The sequence below is a fragment of the Maricaulis sp. genome, from assembly GCF_039978735.1.
Taxonomy (GTDB): domain Bacteria; phylum Pseudomonadota; class Alphaproteobacteria; order Caulobacterales; family Maricaulaceae; genus Maricaulis.
In genome coordinates, this window is record NZ_JBDWAS010000020.1 from 55,606 (window position 1) to 77,257 (window position 21,652).

Below are 21,652 nucleotides of genomic sequence, written 5' to 3' on the forward strand. Positions count from 1 at the left end.
TCCCTGTGTGACGCCGGATGCATGGAGGAGACGGGATGGTGCGGCAGGTATCGAAAACGGCCGGAGAGGGCGGACCTCGCCGCCTGGCCGGATCTGGCTCCGGATTGCTTGTTGCGGCGCTCCTGATTGCGGCCCAGGCCCAGGCGCAACCGGCGCTGGATGCCCGCCCGCAAGTCCAGGACGCTGATGAGGTTGCCGCCGTGTTCGGGGTCGAGGTAGATGGCCTGCCGGAAGGATCTGTGTGGCAGCGGCTGCGCGGACGGGATGGGCGCACGGATTCCCTGCAGATGGAAATCCCGGTCTCGATTTCGGTGATCTGGAGCGAACCGGCAGCCTACAGCGTGACTTGCCCCGCCATGCTGACCATCTCGCGCACCGGCCTCCAGCCGGGGCCGGATGGCTTGCCGGCGGGGATACAGGTCGTGATGGCCGGGAGCGGCGGACTGGGCGGCGGCTTCATCTTTCCGGTTGTCGATGGCGAGGCCGTGAATGGACGCTTGCTCAGCGAAGCTGAGATGGAGCGCTATGATCTGACGGCCGGACCGCCTGCGGGTGTGGCGGCGAGCCCCGTTGCCCTGCCCGCGCCGGCGTGCCGCTCGCTGATGGAGATCGGGTCGAACATTTCCGGGGCAGACGTTCTCGGCCGGCCCGAGGTACAAGCCGACCTCGCAGAACTGGAACCGGAGGAGCGTCAGCGCGCGACGGACGCCTTGATGGGCCTGCAGACTATTCTGGGCCCGGGTTTCGAGGCGGGGACCGGTTACGGGAGTATCGAAGAGCTGCAGCAGGCGGCCTGTTTTGCGCAAGCCGTGCCGGTGGTTCAGATTGTCGACCCGAGCCCCGCGAATTTTCACCTCATCTTTTCCGGAACGGTTGAAGGCCCTGACGAGGCGTTGTGTCCGTTGGTCTCGGCACGCGGCCAGATCCATGCCGGCGCACCGATCGATGACGGCGTTCTGCAAGTGGTGTCCTACGGCCCCGAGCCGGTCATCCTGCGCGGACCCGATCAGAATACCGTTGAGTGCACCAACAACGATCCCGCCGCTCCGGTCGTGGATATCCGCTTTTCTCAGCCGGTTTCGCGGCGGAGCCTTGCCGGCAATGTCCGCCTCATGGCGCTGCGCGGAACGGGGTGGGAGGATACCGGCCAGACCTTCACCACGGACGGCCAGGGTCTGGTCCATCTGGAGCCCGGTACGGCACTGTTCCCGCTGACGCGCTACCGGGTCGAGGTCACCGGCGGCGCCAATGGCGTGCTCGGCCTGGATCCGGGGCAGGTGCTGGACGGCGGGTTCAGTTTCGAATTCCAGACCGCCCCGGCCAGCGATAGCGGCACCTTCCAGTCCCTCTATGGCGATGCTGTGGACTTCCACGCCTACCAGGGATCGCGCGACGCGCCGGTCCTGCCCGGCCGGCCCGTTGTCCTGCGGTCCCGCTTTGAATGGCCGCCAGAACGCGACCGGCACGACAGTGCAGCCATGCCGGACCGGATGTGTGTCCGTCTCGATGCTGCCGAGGTTGGCAATGCGCGGGGAACGCCGGCGCGGTTCGACAGGACCGAGTTTCCGTTCCCGCGCATCGACACGGTGTCGGCGGAGATGCGGCGTCTCGGCATTGATCGCGCCCTGACGACCGGCTGGACACCCGGGCGGGGAGAGCCGCGCGACGCGCAGCTGGAGATGACAGTCGGTCTGGTGAATTTCACATCCGCCGATGCCGGCCGCGAGTCACCGCAGCTGACATACACGCCCGAGCGCACGCTGCAGGTCCTGCCCAATCCGGTCACCATTCCGGTGCGCCTGTTCACACTCGCCTTCGATGATGCCGCGGACCTGGACGACGCCGTCCTGGCCGGTGAGGACGCCTGGGTGAATATCTCCAACCAGTCGCTGGGCAATCGCGACCGGCTCAATTCCGGCGCCGTGCGTCTGGCGGATTATATTGCGACCGACTGGGCGCTCGTCGAAAGCGCCGGTCAACGCTATCTGCCGCTCAACCGCATGACCCTGTCACGCAGCGGCCGGTTCGAGATGCGGGGCGTCGGTGTGCGCCAGGTCGTCACGAATGACGAGGGTGAGGAAGAGGTGCGGAGAATCCGCGGCGGTGCCGACAATGGTGCTGCCGATCTGGCCATTCTTACCGTCCAGATCGAAGAGTTCTACCGCCGGGTCATTCTGCCGGCCTGTGTGGGGCCGCAGATCTGCCTGGGAAGCCTGCCCATCCCGTATGGCGGCGCGCGTGCCTTCTACGATGCGGACAGCCGGCACCGCGGTTTTCTGATCGGGCTCGACTCCTTGCCCTACCGGCACAGGATACCGGCCGTGATAGCACATGAGATCGGCCACACCTTCGGCCTGGCCCATGTCCCCAATGATTATAACCGGCGCGGCGAGCAGAACCGGATTGTCGAAGAGGTTGCCAATATCCGGCGGCGCGGCCCGCTGCGCTGGCCGGGCATCGACCAGGTCATGATCTGGCCTGACGGGCATGTCGGCTATCGCCATTCCGAAGACGGCAATTCCGAGCACCGCGACTTGTGGCCCCTGATGTACAACACGGCGCTCGATCCCCTGGAGGGCGGAATCCAGATGGATCAATACCTCCAGGTAATGGCCGCCATGCGCAATCCGCGCAGTACGAATTCCGGGTACTACGGGCCGCAGCAGGGTCTGTCCCGCTCCTCCAGCGAAAGCGTGGAGGCCGTGCTGGTGGAGATGCATCGTGTCCGCTGGCGCGAAACTGTCGGAGATACCGGTCAGGCCCTGCCGACATATCGTTATGTTTCCGAAGGCGAAACGCCGGGTCTCCTGGTCGGCTTCGGCATCTCGGGGAGTGGCGAAAGTCTGCGCATCCCCTACCGGCCGATGCTCTCGGCCATGATGGCCGATGTCGGTGACCCTGAGACGCTTCCAGCCGGTGGCGGTCCGGGTCTGCGTGCCGACGTGCTGGACGAGGCCGGACAGGTCCTCGCAAGCCGCACGCTCGACGGTCTTCCGGACGCTGGCGACGCGCCGGTATGGCTGGATGTTTTTCTTGCCCTCGACCTTGATGTCGCGCCGGCCGTGCGTGAGGTCCGGCTGGTCAATCCTCATACCGCAGACCGGCTTGCCGGCATTCCGGTTGCGGCTGTGGAGCCCCTTGGCTCGCTGGAAGCCGGCATCGCAGCCGGTGTGGCGGCCGTCCGCTGGGCGCCCGATGGGTCGGACGGCGACATCCGCCTGTTCTGGCAGCCGGACGGCGGCGAGGCGGTCATGATCGGGTTCGGGCGGGATCGCGGCGGGATTGCGATCCCGGTGGCGGATCTCGCCGGTGACGGGGTTTCCGGTCCGGGCCGGATGATTGTCGAACGTACGAATGGCGTGATCGCCTATCGTGCCTCCGCGGCGCTCGATCTGCCCGAAGCGGCGCAGCCCGAGCCAGCCGCAATTCCGGTGCCCGGACCTGTTTGGCAAATCGCTGAAGCAGATGCCGGCCCGATCAATCCGGACCTGCACCGTCAGGCCGCTCGCGAACAGCAACCCGTCCCCGTGCTCGTTCGCCGGGAAAGTCCCGGCGAAGAGATATCGGGCCCGGCGGTTGAACCGGGCTACACGCTTGAAACCGGCGGTGACGAGCCCGTTCTGGTCCGCACGCCGGTGGAGCAGGGCTGCGCCCTTAGCGCTGCGGATCTCGACATCTTTGTGGATTTCCAGACCGCCGCCATCCCCGAAGAGATGCGTGGACCGGTCGCGGCAGAGATACGGGCGGATCTGGAAGCGTCCCTCACCAATCCTGCCTATGACCGGCGGGGCCTGTGCGATGCCGTGCGGACGATCCGCGAAGGCAACTGACAGGCGGGTATGACAAGGAGCAGCGAATTTTTTTGCCCGGCGATGTCCCATTCTCCCCGGCGCTTCCGTTTCCCTTCATGAACGGAGGAATTTGCCATGAGACTGATCCGGATTTCGACCCTGGCCCTGACGGCCGCCCTGCTGCCTCTGGCTGCCTGCGGCCAGTCCGAAGAAGAGCGCCGCCGCGAAGAGGCGGTCGACGCCCTCGCGGACGCGCTGGGCAGCCGTGAAGCGGCAGAACGTATCGCCGCGGCCGGCGAAGACGTTGCGCGTGGCACGGCCAGCCAGGACGAGGCCGTCGCCCAGACTTTGGAAGCGGTGATGAATGCAGCTGGCTATGCCGGCGGTTCTGCAGGCGGCCGCGAGGCCCGGCCCTCCGATCTTCAGGCCGGGGGGCGGACGCAGGAGGGGCAGGCACGCCTGCAGGCCGGATTCGAGCCCGACCCGCATATGGTCTCGGCGCATGCCGGCGGTGCGACTGAGGTGGCGACGCAGGCGGGTCTGGGCGATTGTCGCGGTTTCGCCGGCCGGCTGCCCAACTATGCGCTGGATTACAGCGGTGATGATGCGGCCAATCTTGTCGTGAACTTCGTGTCGTCCGGCGATGCGACGCTGACGGTGCGGGCGCCGGACGGCCGCTGGTACTGCGATGACGACAGTGGCGGCAATCTCAATCCGCGCCTTGTTTTCAATGGTGCGCCTGGCGGGCGCTACGACATCTGGGTCGGCAATCTGGATGCGGGCGAGACGCTGGAAGGAACGTTGTCCTTCTCAGGCTTCGATCCTGTCAGCTCGATGATCGGCGGTGATCCGGCAAGCGCCGCCCGGCGCATGATCGCAGCGGCCGTCACCGGCGGGGCTATGACGGCGGAGGGCGTTGCTGCCGGCACGGGGCTGGAAAGCGTCGGAAACATGTTGAACCCGGATGCTGCAGCGCTCGGCGGGCGCCACGATTTTCGCGGCGAAGCGCGCGGTTTACGCATGCCGGTAACCTATGGCGGACCGGTCAGTCTCATCGCCCACACCAACTTCCAGTGTGTCGGCACCTATACGACCGAGCCGTCGGTCGAGATCGATTATAGCGGCCGCAACGGCGATCTTTTTGTCTCCGCGCAGGCGCCGCAGGACTCCACGCTGGCCATCCGGGCTCCGGACGGGCGCTGGTACTGCAATGACGATGCATGGTCGCTGAACCCGGGCATCCGCTTCGCTGATGCGGAGCCGGGCCTCTATCAGGTCTGGATGGGCAGCTACGCCACCGCATTCCTGGCCGAAGGCGATGTCTTCGCGTCTGCCAGCGGCTTCGGCCCGCAACGCTGACCGGCTGGTTCAGAAGGAGAAGATCATGTGGGAGTTCAGTCTTTCTCGCGCCTTCGGCCTGATGGGCAAGACCCTGCCCTTCCTGCTGTTCCGCCTCGCGGTCTATGCCGGTATCGCTGTGGCGACGGTTCTGGTGACCGGCGTGTCGGCCGGTGCGGGATGGGGTATTGGCGCCATGGGTGGCGCCGAAAGCCGTGCCACCGGCGCGCTCTGGGGCGGGCTTATCGGTCTGGGTGTGACGGGCGGCGCGCTCTATCTGGCACGTGAATACGTACTCTATCTCGTTAAGGCAGCGCACATCGCCGTGTTGGTCGAGCTGCTGGACGGCGGCGAAGTGCCTGGCGGCAAGGGCCAGATCGAGCATGGTGCGGCGGCGGTGAAGTCACGCTTTGCCCAGTCCAGCGTGCTGTTCGGTCTCGATCAGCTGATCAAGGGCGTGATTGCCGCGGTCACGGGCCTGATGGACGGGATCGCGTCTTTCCTGCCCATTCCGGGCCTGAACAACATTGTCGGCCTGATCCGGGCCTTCCTGAAAGTCGCGGTCGGTTTCGTCGACGAGATCATTCTCGCCTATGCAATCCGGACCCGTTCCGACAATCCCTGGGCGTCGGCACGCGATGCGCTGGTCTACTACGGACAAAACTACAAGGTGATGCTGAAGAATGCCGCCTGGCTGGCGGTCTTCGTCTACGGCCTCTCCTTTCTCGTCTTCCTGGTCATGCTCGCGCCGGCAGCAGCCATCGTCTGGCTGATCCCGGGGGCATGGTCGGCCGGCGGTATCGTTTTCGCCCTGATCTTTGCCTGGGCGGTGAAGGCGGCCCTGATCGAGCCACTCGCCGTGACCTGCATGATGCAGGTCTTCTTCAAGACCATCGAGGGGCAGGCCATGGATCCGGCCTGGGAAAACCGTCTCGACGGGCTTTCTGGAAAGTTCGGAAAAATCAAGGACAAGGCCTCGCAATGGGCCGGCAAAGCCGCCGGTGCGGCCACGGGCGGAGCGTCCGCCACGCAGCAGGAGACACGCGCATGAGACTGCCCAGCACACTTCGCATCTTGCTTCTCGCCAGCCTGTCGGCGGCAGCGATCGCCACTCCGGCAGCGGCCCAGTACAATCCGGGCCAGGATACTGTGGTGGTGACCCGCGCGGCCGATGGCAGCGGGGCGGACATCAATGTCCGTGGCAGTCTGACGCCGTCTGACGCCGCAGTCCTGTTCGGCATCGCCCCGCCGCCTTCACCGGACGCGATCCTCATCCTGGACAGTGGCCAGAGCCCGCGCTGGAGCACCGAGCCGCTGGCCGATATCGACCGCGAACTGGGCGGTGACGGAACGGTGGAGATCGCGCTGTTTCCGGAGGACGAACGCACCGCTGCGCCCGAAACGCGGCCTGCGCCGGATCGCGCTCCGGCCCCGTCATCTTCGCCGTCAGGATCGATGCAGCCGCGAAGCGGCATGTGGCAGGCTGCACCCGGCGCTGTCGAAGCCGTCGATTGCCCGTCGATGATTGCCAGCAATCTGGGCTCGCTCTCTTCCGCCGGCCGGATCGATACAGCGCCGCGCCGGATCGAGTTTGACCAGCCCTTCAACCCGGCCTCTCTGCCGGGGCTGAGCGACCAGCTCAATTTCGACTGGTTGCAGGCGGATCCGAACACCTGGGTCGGCTCGGCCGATCTGCCCGGAGCGCAGGGCATGACGCCGCACATGCAGCTGACTGTCCGTGTCGTCTCGCCGGCCGAGCTTCTGACCGTCGGTGTCGTCCGTCTCAATTTCCCGCCGCAACTCGTCAGCACGCTGGGAGGCGGGGAGGATTGCCGCACGGTGATCGAGACCCGCATGTCCCGCATTTCCGACTGACCGGCGTCCAAGGAGAAGCCTCATGACCGTTTCCGCTCTGACCCGCCGCCTGCTGGCGGGCGTGGCCACTCTCTCCACGCTTGCGCTGGCCGGTCTTCCGGCGGCACAGGCCCAGTCCGGCGACACCGTTCTGGTCGTCGATGCGTCAAACTCCATGTGGGGGCAGATCGACGGAACGGCGAAGATCGAGATCGCCCGCTCGGCACTTTCGGACTATGTGCGCGGGATCGCGCCGGATACGCGTCTGGGCCTGTTCGCCTATGGTCACAGGCAGGCTGGACGGTGTGACGATATCGAGCAGGTACGGCCGCTGGGACGGCTGGACGCCGATGCCGTGATAGCCGACGTCAACGGGCTGGTGCCGCGTGGCAAGACCCCCCTCACGGCGGCTGTCCGGCAGGCCGCCGGCGCGCTGGGGCCCGATGGCGGGACCATCATTCTGCTGACCGACGGTGTGGAGACGTGTGGCGGCGATCCGTGCGCCATGGCGGCGGAGCTCGCCGCGTCGGGCGTGCAGCTGACGACGCATGTCGTCGGCTTCGATATTCGCACACCGGGCGAGCGGGCCAGCCTGGCGTGTATCGCCCGGCAGACCGGCGGCACCTATCTGGATGCCTCCGACGGTGCCGAACTGGCCGCCGCCTTCCGGACGGCAGCGTCGGCCGAGCCGGTGGCCGCGGCGTCGCCGCGCCGCATCGCGCTGATGGCGCGGCGAGGCGAAGGCGGTCCGGTGATTGCCGATGCCCGCTTCTTCCTGATCGATCAGGCCAGTGGTGCCGTTGTGGCAGACGGCGTGACCGGACCGGTCGATCTGGTGCCTGGCCGCTATCGTGCCGTCGCGCTGACAGATGCCGGGCATGGCGCGGTCGAGGCAGATGTCACTGCCCGCGAGCCCGACGGAATTACCGTGGTCGTTGCCACCGAACTGCCCGACGCACAGGTCGCGCTCGAGGGCGCGGCGCAGGCTGGCCAGGTCGCGCGCTTCAGCTGGCAGGGACCTGACGCAGAGGATGACTATCTGCGTCTGGCCGAACCGGATGGCGACCCGCTTGAAAACACCTATTCGGCCTGGACCCGTGATGGCGAGCCGGCGCAGATCCGGATGCCGGGCGAGCCCGGGCGCTACAGCGTCCAGTATGTCCATTCCGGCCTGAACCAGGTCATAGGCTCGGCGGTCTTTACCGTCGAGCCGGCACTGGCGAGCCTCGATGCGCCCGCGACCGTGGGGGCTGGAGGCGTGCTTGCCGTGCAATGGACCGGTCCGGGCGAGGCGGATGACTGGATTGGCCTGGTGCCGGTCGGCGGGCAGGCCGGCGACGTTCTGGGGCAGGCCTATGCGCATACTGCCTCGACGCAGGACGGCGTGCTGGAGGTTCCGGCGCCAGGCACGAGCGGGGACTTTGAACTCGTCTATGTGCTGGGTCATGACCAGACCGTGCTCGCGCGCCGTCCCGTCACGGTCGAGTCGGCGGATGCCCTGATCGTGGCGCCGTCCGAGGCCTTTGCCGGCTGGTCGATCGATGTCACGATTTCCGGTGACAGCGAAGACAGCGACTGGGTCGGGGTGGTCCCGGACGGCGCGCCTGCATCGGAATATCTGTCCAGCGCGTGGGATCATGTGCGCGGCGCCTCGCAGATGACCCTGCGGGTTCCGGCGGTGCCCGGTGCGTATGAGGTGCGCTATGTCCGCGACGCCGCCGACGGATCGACCGTGCTGGCCAGCTCACCGGTGACGGCAGCGGCCGGCCCGGTCGCGATCGAGGCGCCTGCTTCGGTGGCTGCCGGTGCGAGTTTCACGGTCACCGCCAGCGGTCCCCGGCTTGATGGTGACTATGTCGACTTTGCCCAGGATGGAACAAGCGATGGCGATTATTCGCTGGGCTGGGGCAGCGTCGATCCGCAGGGCCGCGTCGAACTCGAAGCCCCCGATACACCCGGCACATATCGTTTGCGCTACGTCGTCTCGATCGATGGGGCCCATGTGTTGGCAGAAACCTCCATCATCGTGAACTAGAAAGGCCGGACCGCTACTTCGCAGCTTCGTCAGGCAGTGTGTAGCCGGGTTTTCAAGCTCCAGGCGGCTTTGGTCGAAGGGCGTTGTCAGAGGGGGAGGTGCTCGAGGCGCTTGTCTCCAAACGCCGAGTTCGCAAGGCAGCTCTACGGTTCTCCGCAGGGCGATGAAGGGATATGGCCATACAGGAGTGATCGTGACCGATAAGCTGATAGGCTGCAGGTCAGCGCTTCGCGAACTCGGGAACGTCGGCCGGCAGGAGACTAGGAGTTGGCTGAACAAACGAGCTGAAAACTCGCACCAACCCTTGCGGCGACGCGAGAGGGCGATGGCGGAATTCAGGCGAGCAAAAAGCCGACAAAAAATTCGCCGCTGTCCAGTCTCCCGTCCACAATCGCTTCAACCTCGAACGTCATTTTTGCCGCCGCGAAGATCTCAAGGAAAACCGCCCCACCGCGCTGGTCGAATGGTGCCAACTCGCAGCTTGAAAACAGGCTCAAACCCGGACTTTCGAGACTGGTCCGCTTTTGTCTTCCACCACCGCCATTTCGCCCAGACCGGAGCGGGCTAGTCTCGAGAGCTGGCAGCCCTATTGCGCTTGGTTCGCGGTATGTGGGGATTGGCTGTCCGGATCCCGGGTTTGAAATTCGTCCTCGCCACCAGGCGCGATCGGCAAGTCAGTCCGCGCTCCGATTGCATGGGAAACCGCGCGCTACTGCCGGGGTGCAGGAACAGGCTTGCCGGTCATAAGGTTCTCTTGTGAGATGAGGTCGATCTTGGATGGACCGGACGCGCCGTGGCCAAACACTCCCAATCACTTGCTCCGCTCTTCCGGATCGACAAGCGAAGCCAGATGTCGATGCAGGAGCAGATCCGGCGCCGGGTGATCGAAGCGATCTATGCGGAGGTGTTTCCGCCCGGAAAGCGGTTGCCCTCGTCCCGCAAGCTGGCGAGCGAACTGGGTGTGTCGCGCAATACAGTGTTCCTAGCCTATCAGCAGCTGATCGCGGAAGGGCATATCGAAGCGCGCGAGCGATCCGGATTGTATGTGCCGGAGGCCGCCCAGGCCCGTCGCCTGGTCGCCCCGTCACAATCGAACAAGACGCGGACGCCGGCCCTTTCCGGCGCGCTCGCGCGACGCTTGCCGCAGCGGACGGGCGGTTCTCCCGGGTTTCAGTGCCCGCCTGACTGGCAGAAATTCCGCTACCCCTTCATTGAAGGCCGGTATGATCGCTCACTGTTTCCGATCGCCGAATGGCGCGAAGCCAGCCGGCTGGCCCTGGCGGCTTCGGAGGTGGATCAGTGGTCCCTGGACAATGGCGAGGTCGATGATCCCGCGCTTGTCGAAGAAATCCGCACCAAATTGCTGCCGAGACGCGGAATTACGGCGCGACCGGACGAATTGCTGATCACGGTCGGCGAACAGCAGGCGCTGTTCCTGGCCATCCAGCTGCTGGTCAACAAGGCAAGCCGTGTCGCCGTTGAGGAGCCGGGGCTTCCCGAGCTGCGCGCCTTGCTGGCCATGCGGGAAGCGGAGTTGGTCCATCAACCCGTGGATGACAAGGGAATTCTCGTCGATTCGAGGCTCGAAGACTGCGAACTTGTCTGCGTATCCGCGAGCCGTCAGCGTCCGACCGGCGTCACCCTGTCGGCGGAGCGTCGCCGGGCCCTGCTGGACATGGCCGAAGCCCGGGACTTTCTGATCCTTGAAGACGACTTTGAGTGCGAGATGAATTATCTGGGTAGCGCCGTTCCAGCGCTGCGCAGTCTCGACGGCGGGGAGCGGGTGGTCTACGTCGCGTCTCTCTCCAAGGTGCTCGCGCCCGGCGTTCGGCTTGGCTATATGGTGGCAGCGCCCGAGATCATCGCCGAGGCTCGCCGGCTGCGTGACCTCACCACGCGACGGCCCTCCCCCAACAATCAGCGCGCGGCCGCCTTCTTCCTGTCGCTCGGACACTATGATGCCATGATGCGGCGCCTGACCCGGGTTTGCGCTGAGCGGCTGATTGCCTTGCGGGATGCGCTGAACCACTACCGACCCTTGTCCATAGCCGTCGCACCAGTGGAAGGAGGCACCTCCTACTGGGTCCGCGGCCCCGAAGGCATGGATGCACAGGCGGTGATCCGTGCAGCGGAAACCCGCGGCATTCTGATCGAGCCAGCCGACCACTGGTTTGCCGAGGCTCCCAAGGCACAAACCATGTTCCGGCTGGGCGTCACATCGCTGGCCGCGCCGGCGATCCGCAAGGGTATTGCGGAATTGTCGATGGCGATGCGGGCTCTGGCCGAAGCGGGTTCTGACGATCATCCATCCTTCCATGTGCTTGCGGGCTCGGAGCTGCACGACCGTCTCGCCGGTGCGACCCTGCTCTACAAGACGGTCTATGGTGATCCCTGCACGATCGAGTTGCACGCGGACGGCCGGATGACCGGCCAGGCCGGCTATGCCGGAGAAGATCGCGATGCAGGCCGTTGGTGGGTGGACGGAGACCAATGGGTCCGCCAGTGGCGAAACTGGGCCTTCGGGGAAGTGCTCGGATTCTCCGTCGCGATCGAGGGCGATCTGCTGCTCTGGCTCGACCAGGCAGGGCATGTCGTCGATCAGGCCGTGCTGGCGTCAGCGCCCTTAACGGTCTGACCTGGCCTCATCAGAGCGAGTTCCGCGCCCGATCTGGCCCTATACCCCGCGACCAACTGGTTCTAACCGCGGCCTGGCCTGACTGTCATGCTCCCGTCACTGAATGGACAGGGCCTGCTTCCGGGAGGCCGCGGGAGGAAACGGATTCATGGCATCACTCGGCGTCGCCGCTCTGCAACTGGCCGCTGGTTCGACAGGCAATCTGGAACTGGTGGAGCGTGAAGTGCGGGCCGTGGCCAAGCGGTTCCCCTGGCTCGATCTGGTTGTCATCGGAGAGCTCGCGATACATGGGGCCAGCCTGGATCTCGCCGAGCCTGCGGGCGGCGAGACCGAACAACGTTTGGCCGCGCTCGCAGTGGAGACAGGCCTCTGGCTGGTGCCGGGCTCCCTTTATGAACGCCGGGACGACGCAATCTTCAATACAACCCCGGTCTTCAATCCGTCCGGCAAGGTCGTGGCCCGCTACGACAAGATGTTTCCGTTTCTGCCGTATGAGGCGGGGGTTGAGCCGGGCCGCGACTATGTCGTGTTCGACATTCCCGGTGCGGGGCGGGTCGGCATCGCCATCTGCTATGACATGTGGTTCCCGGAAATGATCCGGACGCTGGCCGGCATGGGGGCCGAAGTCATCCTCCTGCCGACCATGACCAACACGATCGATCGCGATGTCGAGCTATCGATCGCGCGGGCCAACGCCGCGATCAACCAGTGCTACTTCGTCGACGTGAACTTGGCGGGCGATCTCGGTGTGGGCCGGTCGGCCGTCTACGGCCCGGGTGGCGATGTGATCTGCGAAACCGGCGCCGGCCGCGAAGTTATCGCCCTTGACCTTGATCTCGACCAGGTCAGCCGCCTGCGCGATCGGGGCTGGCAGGGGCTGGGCCAGGTACTCAAGAGCTTCCGCGACAGCGATGTGCGTTTCCCGTTGCATGAAACCGCAGGCGCCCGGCGCCAGGTCATGCAAGCGATGGGTCCGCTCGAAATGCCGGAAAAAGAACGCAAAGAGCCAACCGAAGACGCTGCGGGCGAGGGAGCGGATCGCAAGCCTCGGCTGACGATCATCGATTAGTGACGGGCGGCCGGACAGGGCCGCGGAGACAAAAGGGGACCGGCTCTGGCCGGAAGAGCATCATGGGCAAGACAGATATGAAGATCTCGACACAAGGCGGGCTGATGGCCCTGCTGATGGGCGGCACCGCGCTCGCCACTACCGGGCTGGGCGGTGTCGCTCTGGCTCAGGAGGGCGCCACCGTGCGCGACGTGATCACGGTGACGGCGACGCGCCGTGAGGAAACCGTGTCGGACGTTCCGTACAATATTTCCGCCGTCGGCGGCGAGGCGATCGAAGCCGGCAAAATCCTGGACGAGGCGGAATTGCTCCGCTCGATCCCGGGGGTGACTGTGGTGGACCGTGGAGCCCGCAATTCCGGCACGATGAACGCAGCCCGCATCCGGGGACTCGCCGTGGATGGCAATGCGCTGGGCGATTATGCCGTCTCGTCGGTTGCCTCGGTCTCGACCTATGTCAATGACACACCGATCTTCGCCAACTTTGCGCTGCGCGACCTTGAGCGTGTGGAAGTGCTGCGCGGTCCGCAGGGCACGCTCTACGGGTCCGGTGCCCTGGGCGGCACGATCCGCTACATCACGCGTGACCCGGAACTGGGTGAGTTCGGCGGCTCGGTTACCGGCTCGCTGTCCCATGTCAACGGGTCAGAAGATTTCGGTATCGCGGCCGATGCGGTGCTGAACCTTCCGCTGGGCGAGCGCGCGGCGCTGCGCCTTGTCGGCAGTTTCGGCGATTATCCGGGCATCACCGACTATGTGAATCTCTATGAACTCGACGCCAATGGGGTGCCGGTCGCACCCAATGGCGTGCTGGACCCGGCCGCGTCCTATCGTATCGAGGAAGACGCAGACACGTTCGATACCTGGATGGGCCGTGCAACGCTGCTGCTGGAGCCGACCGACAATGCGTCGATCCGCATCGTGCATGCCCGTCAGTCGGATGACGTCGGTGGCCGCCGGCAGCAAACCGTTGGTTTTGACGGCTTTGGCAATGCGTATGACGAGTATGAGAACGGCTCGATCCAGCTGGAGCCGTCCAGCCGCGACATCAACATGACCTCGCTGGAGGCCGAAGTGGATCTGGGTTTTGCGACCCTGACCTCCTCGACGTCCCATTACGACCATTCTGGTGACAGCATCAGCGAGAACACCGGCTTCTATGCCCAGGCCGGCTGGCTGGGTTTCTACTATAATTATCCGCGTCCGATGGCCCAGGCCGTGCGTTCCTATGCCGACGAGGCGGTGATCCAGGAAGTGCGCCTGGTGTCGGATGATGGCGGCAATTTCGACTATGTCGTGGGTGCCTTCTATCGCAGCCAGCAACGCGAAATGACCCAGCAGAGCTATCTGGTCGGCTTCAAGAACTGGTGGGATACCCTGCTTCCGGGAGCGGCCGGTGCAGTCAGCGGCGATCAGGACTGGGACTATCGTCAGACCGAGCACTTCACCGAAACAGCCCTGTTCGGCGAACTGACCTGGCATGCGTCCGGAGACGTCGATATCACCTTCGGCGGCCGCTATTTCGACAATGAGTCCGAGAACGACACCTATATGGCGCTGCCCTTGTGGGCCGGCCTCTTCCCGGACGTGAACGCCAATTTCGAAACCTCGGAAGACGACATCCTGTTCAAGCTGAATGGCGCCTGGCGTTTCTCCGAGGAAGACATGCTCTACGCCACCATTTCGGAGGGCTATCGCCGGGGGGGCGCCAATGCCGTGCCGCTGTCCGGCTATTATGCCGAGGATCCGGCCTGGCAGATGTACGGGTCTGACTCGGTGATCAACTACGAGATCGGCATCAAGGGTGACCGTGGCAATTTCATCTATGATGTCAGCCTGTTCTACGTTGACTGGTCGGATCCGCAATTCAATACCTCGACGACCAACTGGGGCTTCTTCGCGGTCCAGAACGGTGATGCCGCCCGAACCTATGGTCTTGAAGCGTCTCTCGAGGGCTTTGTCGGCGACGCCTGGCACTACGCGCTCGGTTATGCCTACATCGATGCACAGCTCAGTGCCGACTTCCACGCGCCTGATCGTCCGGCACCGGCCCTGCCGATCGCCCTGGACGGTGCCATGCTGCCAGGTACGCCGGAGCACCAGCTCAACTGGTCGCTGGATTATACCCGCGACCTGGGAGGCTGGGTCTCCTTCACCCGGCTGGACGGTTACTACCAGTCCGAAACCCGTAATGCGGTGTCGACCTCGCCGACCTTCAATGTGCCGCTGGACGGGTTCTCGATCTGGAACCTGACCACCACGCTGTCGCGCGATAACCTCGACCTGTCGCTGTGGGTGAAGAACATCACCAATGAGGAAGGGGTCACCGGCGTGTTTACCGAAGCCTATATGGGCACGGCTCCGGGCGAGGGATACTTCGGCAACGGCAACAAGGAGATGATTGCCTTGCCGCGGACTTTGGGCGCGACGCTGCGCTATTCCTTCTGATCGGATAGGATCGGGGCGGTCCGGCCGGGCTGCCCCGATTGCTCATCATGGATACCGCCATTTCTCCTGCCGACCCGAAAACCCGGCTAGCCCGGATTGACCAGGCCCTTCGAACCCGCCGGGTGGATACCGGCTTGCCCGAAGCGCGTGCGCTGACATCCGAGTTTCCCGACTATATTGATGGCTGGCTGGCGCTTGCCCGCTGCTTCCAGATGGCCGGCGATCATGCCGGGATGCGCGAGGCGCTGGGGGCGGCCCTGAAGCTTGATCCGGCCTCTCCCCTGGCGCGGTTGATGGATGCCGAGGCCCTCGTTCACCTCGGGCGTGTGAAAGAAGCGGCGTCGGCCTTCCGGGACATGCGAGCCGATGCAGACAATGACGCCAACTGGCTTGCCAGGATCGGGGAGGGTCTGGGTCAGTGCGGTCTTCCGGATGCGGCGCTGGACTGTTTTGACCAGGCGCTGTCGCTGACGCCCGGGGCCGCGGAGCTGCACTATGCGCGCGCCACGCATCTCATCGCCGTGGGCCGGCTTGGCGAGGCGGAACAGGCCTTCGATACGGCTATCCGGCGCGCACCGCATGATTATGATGCGTATTACAATCGCTCGACCGTGCGAAAGCAGACGCCCGCCCGCAATCATGTCGATGAATTGCGCCGAATGCTCCGGGTGCCGCACCGTACCGCGCTGGCGCCGGTGCAGCTGAATTTCGCCCTCGCCAAGGAGCTGGAGGATCTCGGCCGTGATGCCGAGAGTTTCGAAGCCCTGAAGGCCGGGGCGGACGCCCGGCGCGCCATGATGCGCTATGATGTCCGCGGCGATGTCGCAACGATGGACGCGATTGCAAAACGGTTCGACAAGGCTTGGCTCGACGCCGCGGGCGCGGGTGTTGAAGCCGACGGGCCGGTTTTCATCCTGGGTCTGCCACGCAGCGGCAGCACGCTGACCGACCGTATCCTGAGTGCACACAGCGAAATCGAGAGCCTGGGTGAACTCAATGACTTTCCGCTCGCCCTGACCGGGCTGTGCCGGCAGGCTGGCGGAAAGGCGCAGCTGATCGACGCCGCGGCAGCGCTGGATCCGGCGGCACTGGGAACGGCCTATCTTGAGCGTCTTGCCGGAAGGCGGGGCAATGCCCGCCTCTTCATCGACAAGGCGCCGGCGAACTTTCTCTACATCGGGCTGATCGCGGCGGCCCTGCCCGGCGCCCGCATCATCCATGTCCATCGCGACCCGATGGACAATGCCTATTCGCTCTACAAGGCGCTGTTCCGGATGGGCTATCCCTATTCCTACGACTTTGCTGATCTGGCCGCCTACATGCAGGCCAAGGACCGGTTGATGACGCATTGGCATGCCGTTCTGCCCGGTCGCGTCCATGATGTGCGCTACGAAGACATCATCGCCGATCAGGACGGCGAGACGCGGCGGCTGCTCGACGCGGTCGGTGTGCCGTTTGAACCGGCCTGCCTCGACTTTCATCGCAATGCCAGCCCGTCGGCCACGCACAGCGCAGCGCAGGTGCGTCAGCCGCTCTACAGCAGCTCGGTCGGGCTGTGGCAGCGTTATGCCGAGCAGCTTGCGCCGCTGGCCCGCCAATTGGGTGTCTCATGAGACCGGTGTTGCTCGCTGCTGCGGCTCTGGTTTTTCTCGGCGGCACGGCCGCGTGGGCGCAAGGGACCTTCGAAGACGACTTCGAGTCCGGACTGGGAGAGCGCTGGCGCGGCGACCCGGGACGCGGCGATATCCGTCTTACCGAATATGCCGGCAACCACTCCCTGCGGCTGCAGCGCAATGCCTGGGCTGCGACAGTGGTCGCTTTGCCCGAGAACGCGGTTCAGGTCCGCGTGGCCGTCAGTTTTGCCGCGGATGATCTGGAGGGCACGGACGCCTGCCGGCTGGAAACCTCGATCGACGGCGAGACGTGGCGCCCGGCGGGGGAGATCGGCGACGGGCTGGATGATGCGGTCAGCCTGCATCGCGTGGGGGCAGATGTGCCGGACGCTGCCGGGCGTCCGTGGATTGCCGTTCGCCTGCGTATTGATGGCAATGCCAGCAATGATACCTGCTGGGCTGATGGCCTGCGGGTGGGCTGGTCCAGGTCTGCTGCAGAGCTGGACCAGGAGATCCCGGAAGGCTCCGGGCCCTTGTCCGCCCCTCTGGCGGCACAGGCCTTTGCCATGCCGGCCGGTGCGGTGGTGCCGGAGGCGGTGATGTCCTTTCAGATCCGGCTGGACGGGCGGGAGACCCCCGACGGTTTCCGGGTTGTCCACGACGAGTTCGACTACGCAGGTGAACCCGGCATAGCGGCCATTCCGCCTTTGCAAGTGGATTGGGTCGGCCGGGACGGGCGGGCCGGGCCGTTGCAGCGGGGACCGCAGCCCGGGGACAGTCAGCACTGGGAATGGGTTGTCCAGCCTGGGCGCGTGTGGCTGGAAGCGGGCGGTTTGCAGGTCCGTTTCCCTGTGGCCCTGCAGGAACGCAACGCCAATTGTCTACACACCGGCTGGCTGGCCATCGGGGCCGATGCGTCCGGAGAGGGCGCGCAAGGCGTGTTGCAGATAGGGGCGGAGACGTGTGCCTACTACCAGTTCGATCTCTGGAGCCGGCTGAGTGTTTCGGTCGAGCCGATTGAATTGCCGGCCGCTCTGCCGCGCGAGGATCAGTCCTACGAGCGACGGCACATCGTGGCGCTCGCCGACGATTTCGAAGGTGCCGATCCGGCCGGTTTCGGTTCGCCGCTCGAGGTGTCGCCGGAGGCGATGAGTGTGTTCGGCGTGTTGATCGATGACGTCGTCTATGCGGGCGGCTGCCAGACGCGCTTCGGCCCGGATCCCTTCTGTGCGGGCCTCGCCCTGCCATCCTATTCATTGGCCAAATCTGTCGTCGCCGGCCTGGCGCTGATGCGCCTGGAACATCTCTATCCCGGCGCGCGCGCGTCGCTGGTTTCCGACTATGTCGATGCGTGTGACGCGGAGCGCTGGGCCGGTGTCACTTTCGAGCACGCCCTGGATATGGCCACCGGGCTCTATACGTCGGCAGAATTCGATGCGGACGAAGGCGCGCCGGAGCTTTGGGAATTCATGTCCCGCTCGACCCACGCCGAACGCATCGATCTGGCCTGCAACCAGCACCCGCGCCAATCCGAGCCCGGCGCGCGCTGGGTCTACCACACGACCGATACCTATGTTCTGGGCACAGCGATGCAGGCCTTCTGGCGGGCGCAGACCGGCCGCGCCGATGCGGACTTCTATGATGATCTCCTGGTCCCGCTCTGGCGGGAACTGAACCTGTCGCCGTTGATGAACACGACCCGGCGTTCCTATGACGGGGGCCGCCAACCGGTCAGCGGCTGGGGGCTGACCCTCACGCTGGACGACATGATGCGACTGGGCCGCTTCCTGCAGGAGGGCGGTCAGGTCGCAGGAGACGCATGGGCCGATCCGGCCATGCTGGCCGCGGCGCTGCAGCGTGATCCGGCCGACCGGGGCCTGGCCGCCGGAAGTGGCGTTCAACGCTATCAGAACGGATTCTGGGCCTGGAATGCCGGTCCGGCGCTGGGCTGTGCGTCGGACGTGTGGATCCCGGCGCTGTCCGGCTATGGCGGCATAACCCTCGCGCTGATCCCCAATGGCCATGTCTATGCCTATGTCAGCGACGGCCGCGAGTTCGCCTGGCGGCGCGCAGCCGTCGCATCCCATGCCATCCAACCCTATTGCGAGGACGCAAGATGACCGCTCACAGCCAGACGCCGCGCATGCCCTTCCCGCATTTGACGGCCGCGCCCGACGGGCTGATTGCGGCGGTCATGCTGGCCTTCCTGGCAACGGCGGGCCTGTTTTACGTCAACATCATGGCCGCCATCGTCGACGGTCTCGTCAGTGGTCTTGGCCTGTCTGACGAGCAGGCCGGTCAAATCGGGTCGGCGAATATCTACGGTGCGGCCATCGGGGCTCTGGCGGCCGTATTCCTGGTGAAGCGCTGGCCGTGGCGGCGTATGGCCTGGATATGTCTTGTCATCCTGATTGCCGTGGACATAGCCTCGATCTGGATTGCCAGTTTCGAGGTGTTGTTGCCGGTGCGCCTTGCCCATGGGGTTGTCGGGGGCGTGCTCACCGGTACGGCCTTCGCCGTTATCGCCCGCACCGCCAATCCGGACCGGACCTTCGGCATGCTGCTTTTCGTCCAGTTCGGCCTGGGCGGGCTGGCCGTGATGGTCCTGCCGCCGCTGGCACCGGTCTTTGGAACGCAGGCCTTGTTCATCGCCCTGGCCCTGTTCAGCGCCGCAACGCTCGTGATGCTGCCCTTTCTGGCTGAATACCCGCCGCGCGAGACTGACAAACAGGCGAACAGCCGCATCGACTGGCCGCCGCTCGCGCTGACCTATGTGGCGATCTTTCTGTTCCAGGCGGCCAATATGGGCTTGCTCGCCTATATCATCCGCCTGGGCATCGACTACGGCCTGGACCGGTCCTACGTGTCGACCGCCCTGGGTCTGGCGACCTGGGTTGCGTTGGCAGGTCCCCTCCTGGTGATGGTGTGCGGTCTGCGCTTTGGCCGGTTCTGGTTGCTGGGGGCGTCCATGCTCCTGACCTTTGCGGGCACGGCGCTGTTCCATTTCAGCGGTCATCCGGCCGCCTACATGATCGCCAATTGCGGTACCGGCATTACCTGGGGTTTCGTCATCGCCTACCTGTTCGGCATGACGGCCGAGTTCGATGCCGCAGGGCGGGCCTCAGCCTTCGCCGGCTTCATCTCGAAAATGGGACTGGCGTCCGGTCCGATGATCGCGGGCGCCATTCTGGGTGGCGGGGCGGGCTTCGGCATGCTGGTCAATATCGCCATCCTTGGCCTGTTCCTCAGCCTGGTCTTCATGCTCTGGCCGGCGCGGCGTCTCGATGAGGCGCGAGGACAGGCCCGCGGGCAGGACCTGGAAACTGGTTCGACGGATCGCGCCTAACTGGCCCTATTGCACGGGTGAGAAAACCGGCAATCTGGCCCCATAACAGTGACAGGGGATGGTTCCATGCTGGATGTGGGTCCGGACTGGCCGACGCAGGCCTTCATCGATGGCAAATGGTGTGATGCGGCTACGGCACGCCGGTTCGATGTGCACGATCCGGCCACCGGACGCGTGATCGCGTCCGTCGCCGATTGCGGCGAAGCAGAAACGCAGGCCGCGATCCATGCCGCCGCCGCGGCGCTTGCAGCCTGGTCCGCGCTTCCGGCGGACCAGCGGGCGGCGCGCCTGCGGCACTGGCGCGACCTGATGGTGGAACAGGCGGACGAGCTCGCGCAGGTGCTGTCCCTTGAGAATGGCAAACCGCTGGCCGAGGCGCGCGGCGAAATACTCTACGGCGCCTCCTATCTGGACTGGTTCGCCGAGGAGGCCCGCCGGGTCTATGGCGAGATCATTCCCGCTCCTTCCGAAAGCAAGCGCATCCTGGTGACCCGCAAGCCGGTTGGTGTGTGTGCGGCGATCACGCCGTGGAATTTTCCCAATGCCATGCTGATGCGCAAGGCCGCGGCCGCACTGGCGGCTGGCTGCACGCTGGTCGCAAAACCGGCGGCGGAAACACCGCTGTCGGCGCTATTGGCCGCCCGGCTGAGCGTGCAAGCCGGCATCCCGGCTGGCGTTTTCAATGTTGTCACCGGCACCGATGCGGCGGCGATCGGCGGCGTGCTGACGGCCAGCGCAACGGTTCGCAAACTCTCTTTCACGGGGTCGACCGCGGTGGGCCGCAAGCTCATTGCCCAATGCGCGCCGACGGTAAAACGCCTGTCGATGGAGCTGGGCGGAAATGCGCCCTTCATTGTGTTCGATGATGCCGATCTGGACGCTGCAATCGAAGGGCTGATGGCATCCAAGTTCCGCAATGCCGGTCAGACCTGCGTCTGTGCAAACCGGGTCTTCGTCCACAATGCCATCCGGCCGGCTTTGGCCGAACGCCTGGCGGAGCGGGTGGGGGCGCTCAAGGTCGGACGTGGTGACGAGGCGGGTGTGGAGATCGGTCCGCTGATCAGCGAGGCGGCCTTTGCCAAGACCGAACGCCTGGTCGCGGATGTATTGGCCAAGGGCGGGCGGCTGGTGACAGGCGGAGCCAAGCATGCCGCCGGGGAGCTCTTCTATGCGCCGACCGTGGTGGATGGCGTGACGCCGGACATGTCCGTGATGCAGGAGGAGATCTTCGGCCCGGTGGCGCCGCTGATCGGCTTTGATGACGAGGCTGACGTCATCGCCATGGCCAATGACACCGAATATGGCCTGGCCGCTTATCTGTATACCCGCGATCTGGGCCGGGCCTGGCGGGTCAGCGACGCGCTCGACTACGGCATGGTCGGTGTCAATGAGGGCATCCTGTCGTCGGCCGCCGCGCCGTTCGGCGGCGTCAAGCAATCCGGTTTTGGCCGCGAGGGATCGCGCCATGGCCTCGATGACTATCTGGATATGAAATACACCTTGATGGGAGGCCTGTCGGCTTAA

At 65.3% G+C, this 21,652-nt stretch carries 13 protein-coding genes and 1 pseudogene; 13 read left to right on the top strand and 1 reads right to left on the bottom strand.

Annotation, left to right across the window (positions count from 1 at the left end):
- Nucleotides 1–35 precede the first annotated feature (35 nt).
- From ABJO18_RS06110 to ABJO18_RS06135, 6 genes and pseudogenes are all read left to right on the top strand, one after another.
- A complete protein-coding gene (locus tag ABJO18_RS06110; RefSeq protein WP_348506773.1) occupies nucleotides 36–3,830 on the top strand; it encodes a hypothetical protein in 3,795 nt (1,264 codons plus the stop codon).
- A 96-nt stretch (nucleotides 3,831–3,926) separates the two neighbouring features.
- Nucleotides 3,927–5,150, top strand: coding sequence for a hypothetical protein (locus ABJO18_RS06115; RefSeq protein WP_348506774.1), 1,224 nt, complete (start codon nucleotides 3,927–3,929; stop codon nucleotides 5,148–5,150).
- A gap of 25 nt (nucleotides 5,151–5,175) precedes the next feature.
- The gene (locus ABJO18_RS06120) at nucleotides 5,176–6,180 is read left to right on the top strand and encodes a hypothetical protein (RefSeq protein ID WP_348506775.1); all 1,005 of its coding nucleotides are present in this window, start codon (nucleotides 5,176–5,178) and stop codon (nucleotides 6,178–6,180) included.
- A complete protein-coding gene (locus ABJO18_RS06125; protein ID WP_348506776.1) occupies nucleotides 6,177–7,004 on the top strand; it encodes a hypothetical protein in 828 nt (275 codons plus the stop codon). The genes ABJO18_RS06120 and ABJO18_RS06125 overlap by 4 nt, the downstream gene beginning before the upstream one ends.
- A 22-nt stretch (nucleotides 7,005–7,026) precedes the next feature.
- Entirely contained in the window at nucleotides 7,027–9,018 is a 1,992-nt protein-coding gene (locus tag ABJO18_RS06130) for a VWA domain-containing protein (RefSeq protein ID WP_348506777.1), read from the top strand.
- Between the two features lie 163 nt (nucleotides 9,019–9,181).
- Nucleotides 9,182–9,319, top strand: a pseudogene (locus tag ABJO18_RS06135) (IS6 family transposase); the annotation flags it as partial.
- A 34-nt stretch (nucleotides 9,320–9,353) separates the two neighbouring features.
- Here ABJO18_RS06135 and ABJO18_RS06140 read toward each other — a convergent pair.
- Nucleotides 9,354–9,515, bottom strand: a complete 162-nt coding sequence (locus ABJO18_RS06140; RefSeq protein WP_348506782.1) for a hypothetical protein — start codon at nucleotides 9,513–9,515, stop codon at nucleotides 9,354–9,356.
- A gap of 296 nt (nucleotides 9,516–9,811) precedes the next feature.
- On the opposite strand from ABJO18_RS06140, the gene ABJO18_RS06145 reads away from it, so the two are divergent.
- The 7 genes from ABJO18_RS06145 (at nucleotide 9,812) to ABJO18_RS06175 (ending at nucleotide 21,652) form a co-directional block, all read left to right on the top strand.
- The gene (locus tag ABJO18_RS06145; RefSeq protein ID WP_348515794.1) at nucleotides 9,812–11,653 is read left to right on the top strand and encodes a PLP-dependent aminotransferase family protein; all 1,842 of its coding nucleotides are present in this window, start codon (nucleotides 9,812–9,814) and stop codon (nucleotides 11,651–11,653) included.
- Between the two features lie 148 nt (nucleotides 11,654–11,801).
- Nucleotides 11,802–12,722 (top strand): carbon-nitrogen hydrolase family protein, encoded by a 921-nt coding sequence (locus ABJO18_RS06150; RefSeq protein ID WP_348506779.1) that lies wholly within the window; start codon nucleotides 11,802–11,804, stop codon nucleotides 12,720–12,722.
- A gap of 62 nt (nucleotides 12,723–12,784) precedes the next feature.
- Nucleotides 12,785–15,169 carry a TonB-dependent receptor gene (locus ABJO18_RS06155; protein WP_348506780.1) on the top strand — a complete coding sequence of 795 codons (2,385 nt, stop codon included), beginning with the start codon at nucleotides 12,785–12,787 and terminating at the stop codon, nucleotides 15,167–15,169.
- A gap of 47 nt (nucleotides 15,170–15,216) precedes the next feature.
- On the top strand, nucleotides 15,217–16,782 hold the full coding sequence (locus tag ABJO18_RS06160; protein WP_348515795.1) for a sulfotransferase: 1,566 nt from the start codon (nucleotides 15,217–15,219) through the stop codon (nucleotides 16,780–16,782).
- Nucleotides 16,779–18,902: a serine hydrolase domain-containing protein gene (locus ABJO18_RS06165; protein WP_348506440.1), complete on the top strand. Its 2,124-nt coding sequence runs from the start codon at nucleotides 16,779–16,781 to the stop codon at nucleotides 18,900–18,902. The genes ABJO18_RS06160 and ABJO18_RS06165 overlap by 4 nt, the downstream gene beginning before the upstream one ends.
- The gene (locus tag ABJO18_RS06170) at nucleotides 18,899–20,128 is read left to right on the top strand and encodes an MFS transporter (RefSeq protein ID WP_348506442.1); all 1,230 of its coding nucleotides are present in this window, start codon (nucleotides 18,899–18,901) and stop codon (nucleotides 20,126–20,128) included. Before ABJO18_RS06165 ends, ABJO18_RS06170 begins: the two co-directional genes overlap by 4 nt.
- A gap of 66 nt (nucleotides 20,129–20,194) precedes the next feature.
- On the top strand, nucleotides 20,195–21,652 hold the full coding sequence (locus ABJO18_RS06175) for an NAD-dependent succinate-semialdehyde dehydrogenase (RefSeq protein WP_348506444.1): 1,458 nt from the start codon (nucleotides 20,195–20,197) through the stop codon (nucleotides 21,650–21,652).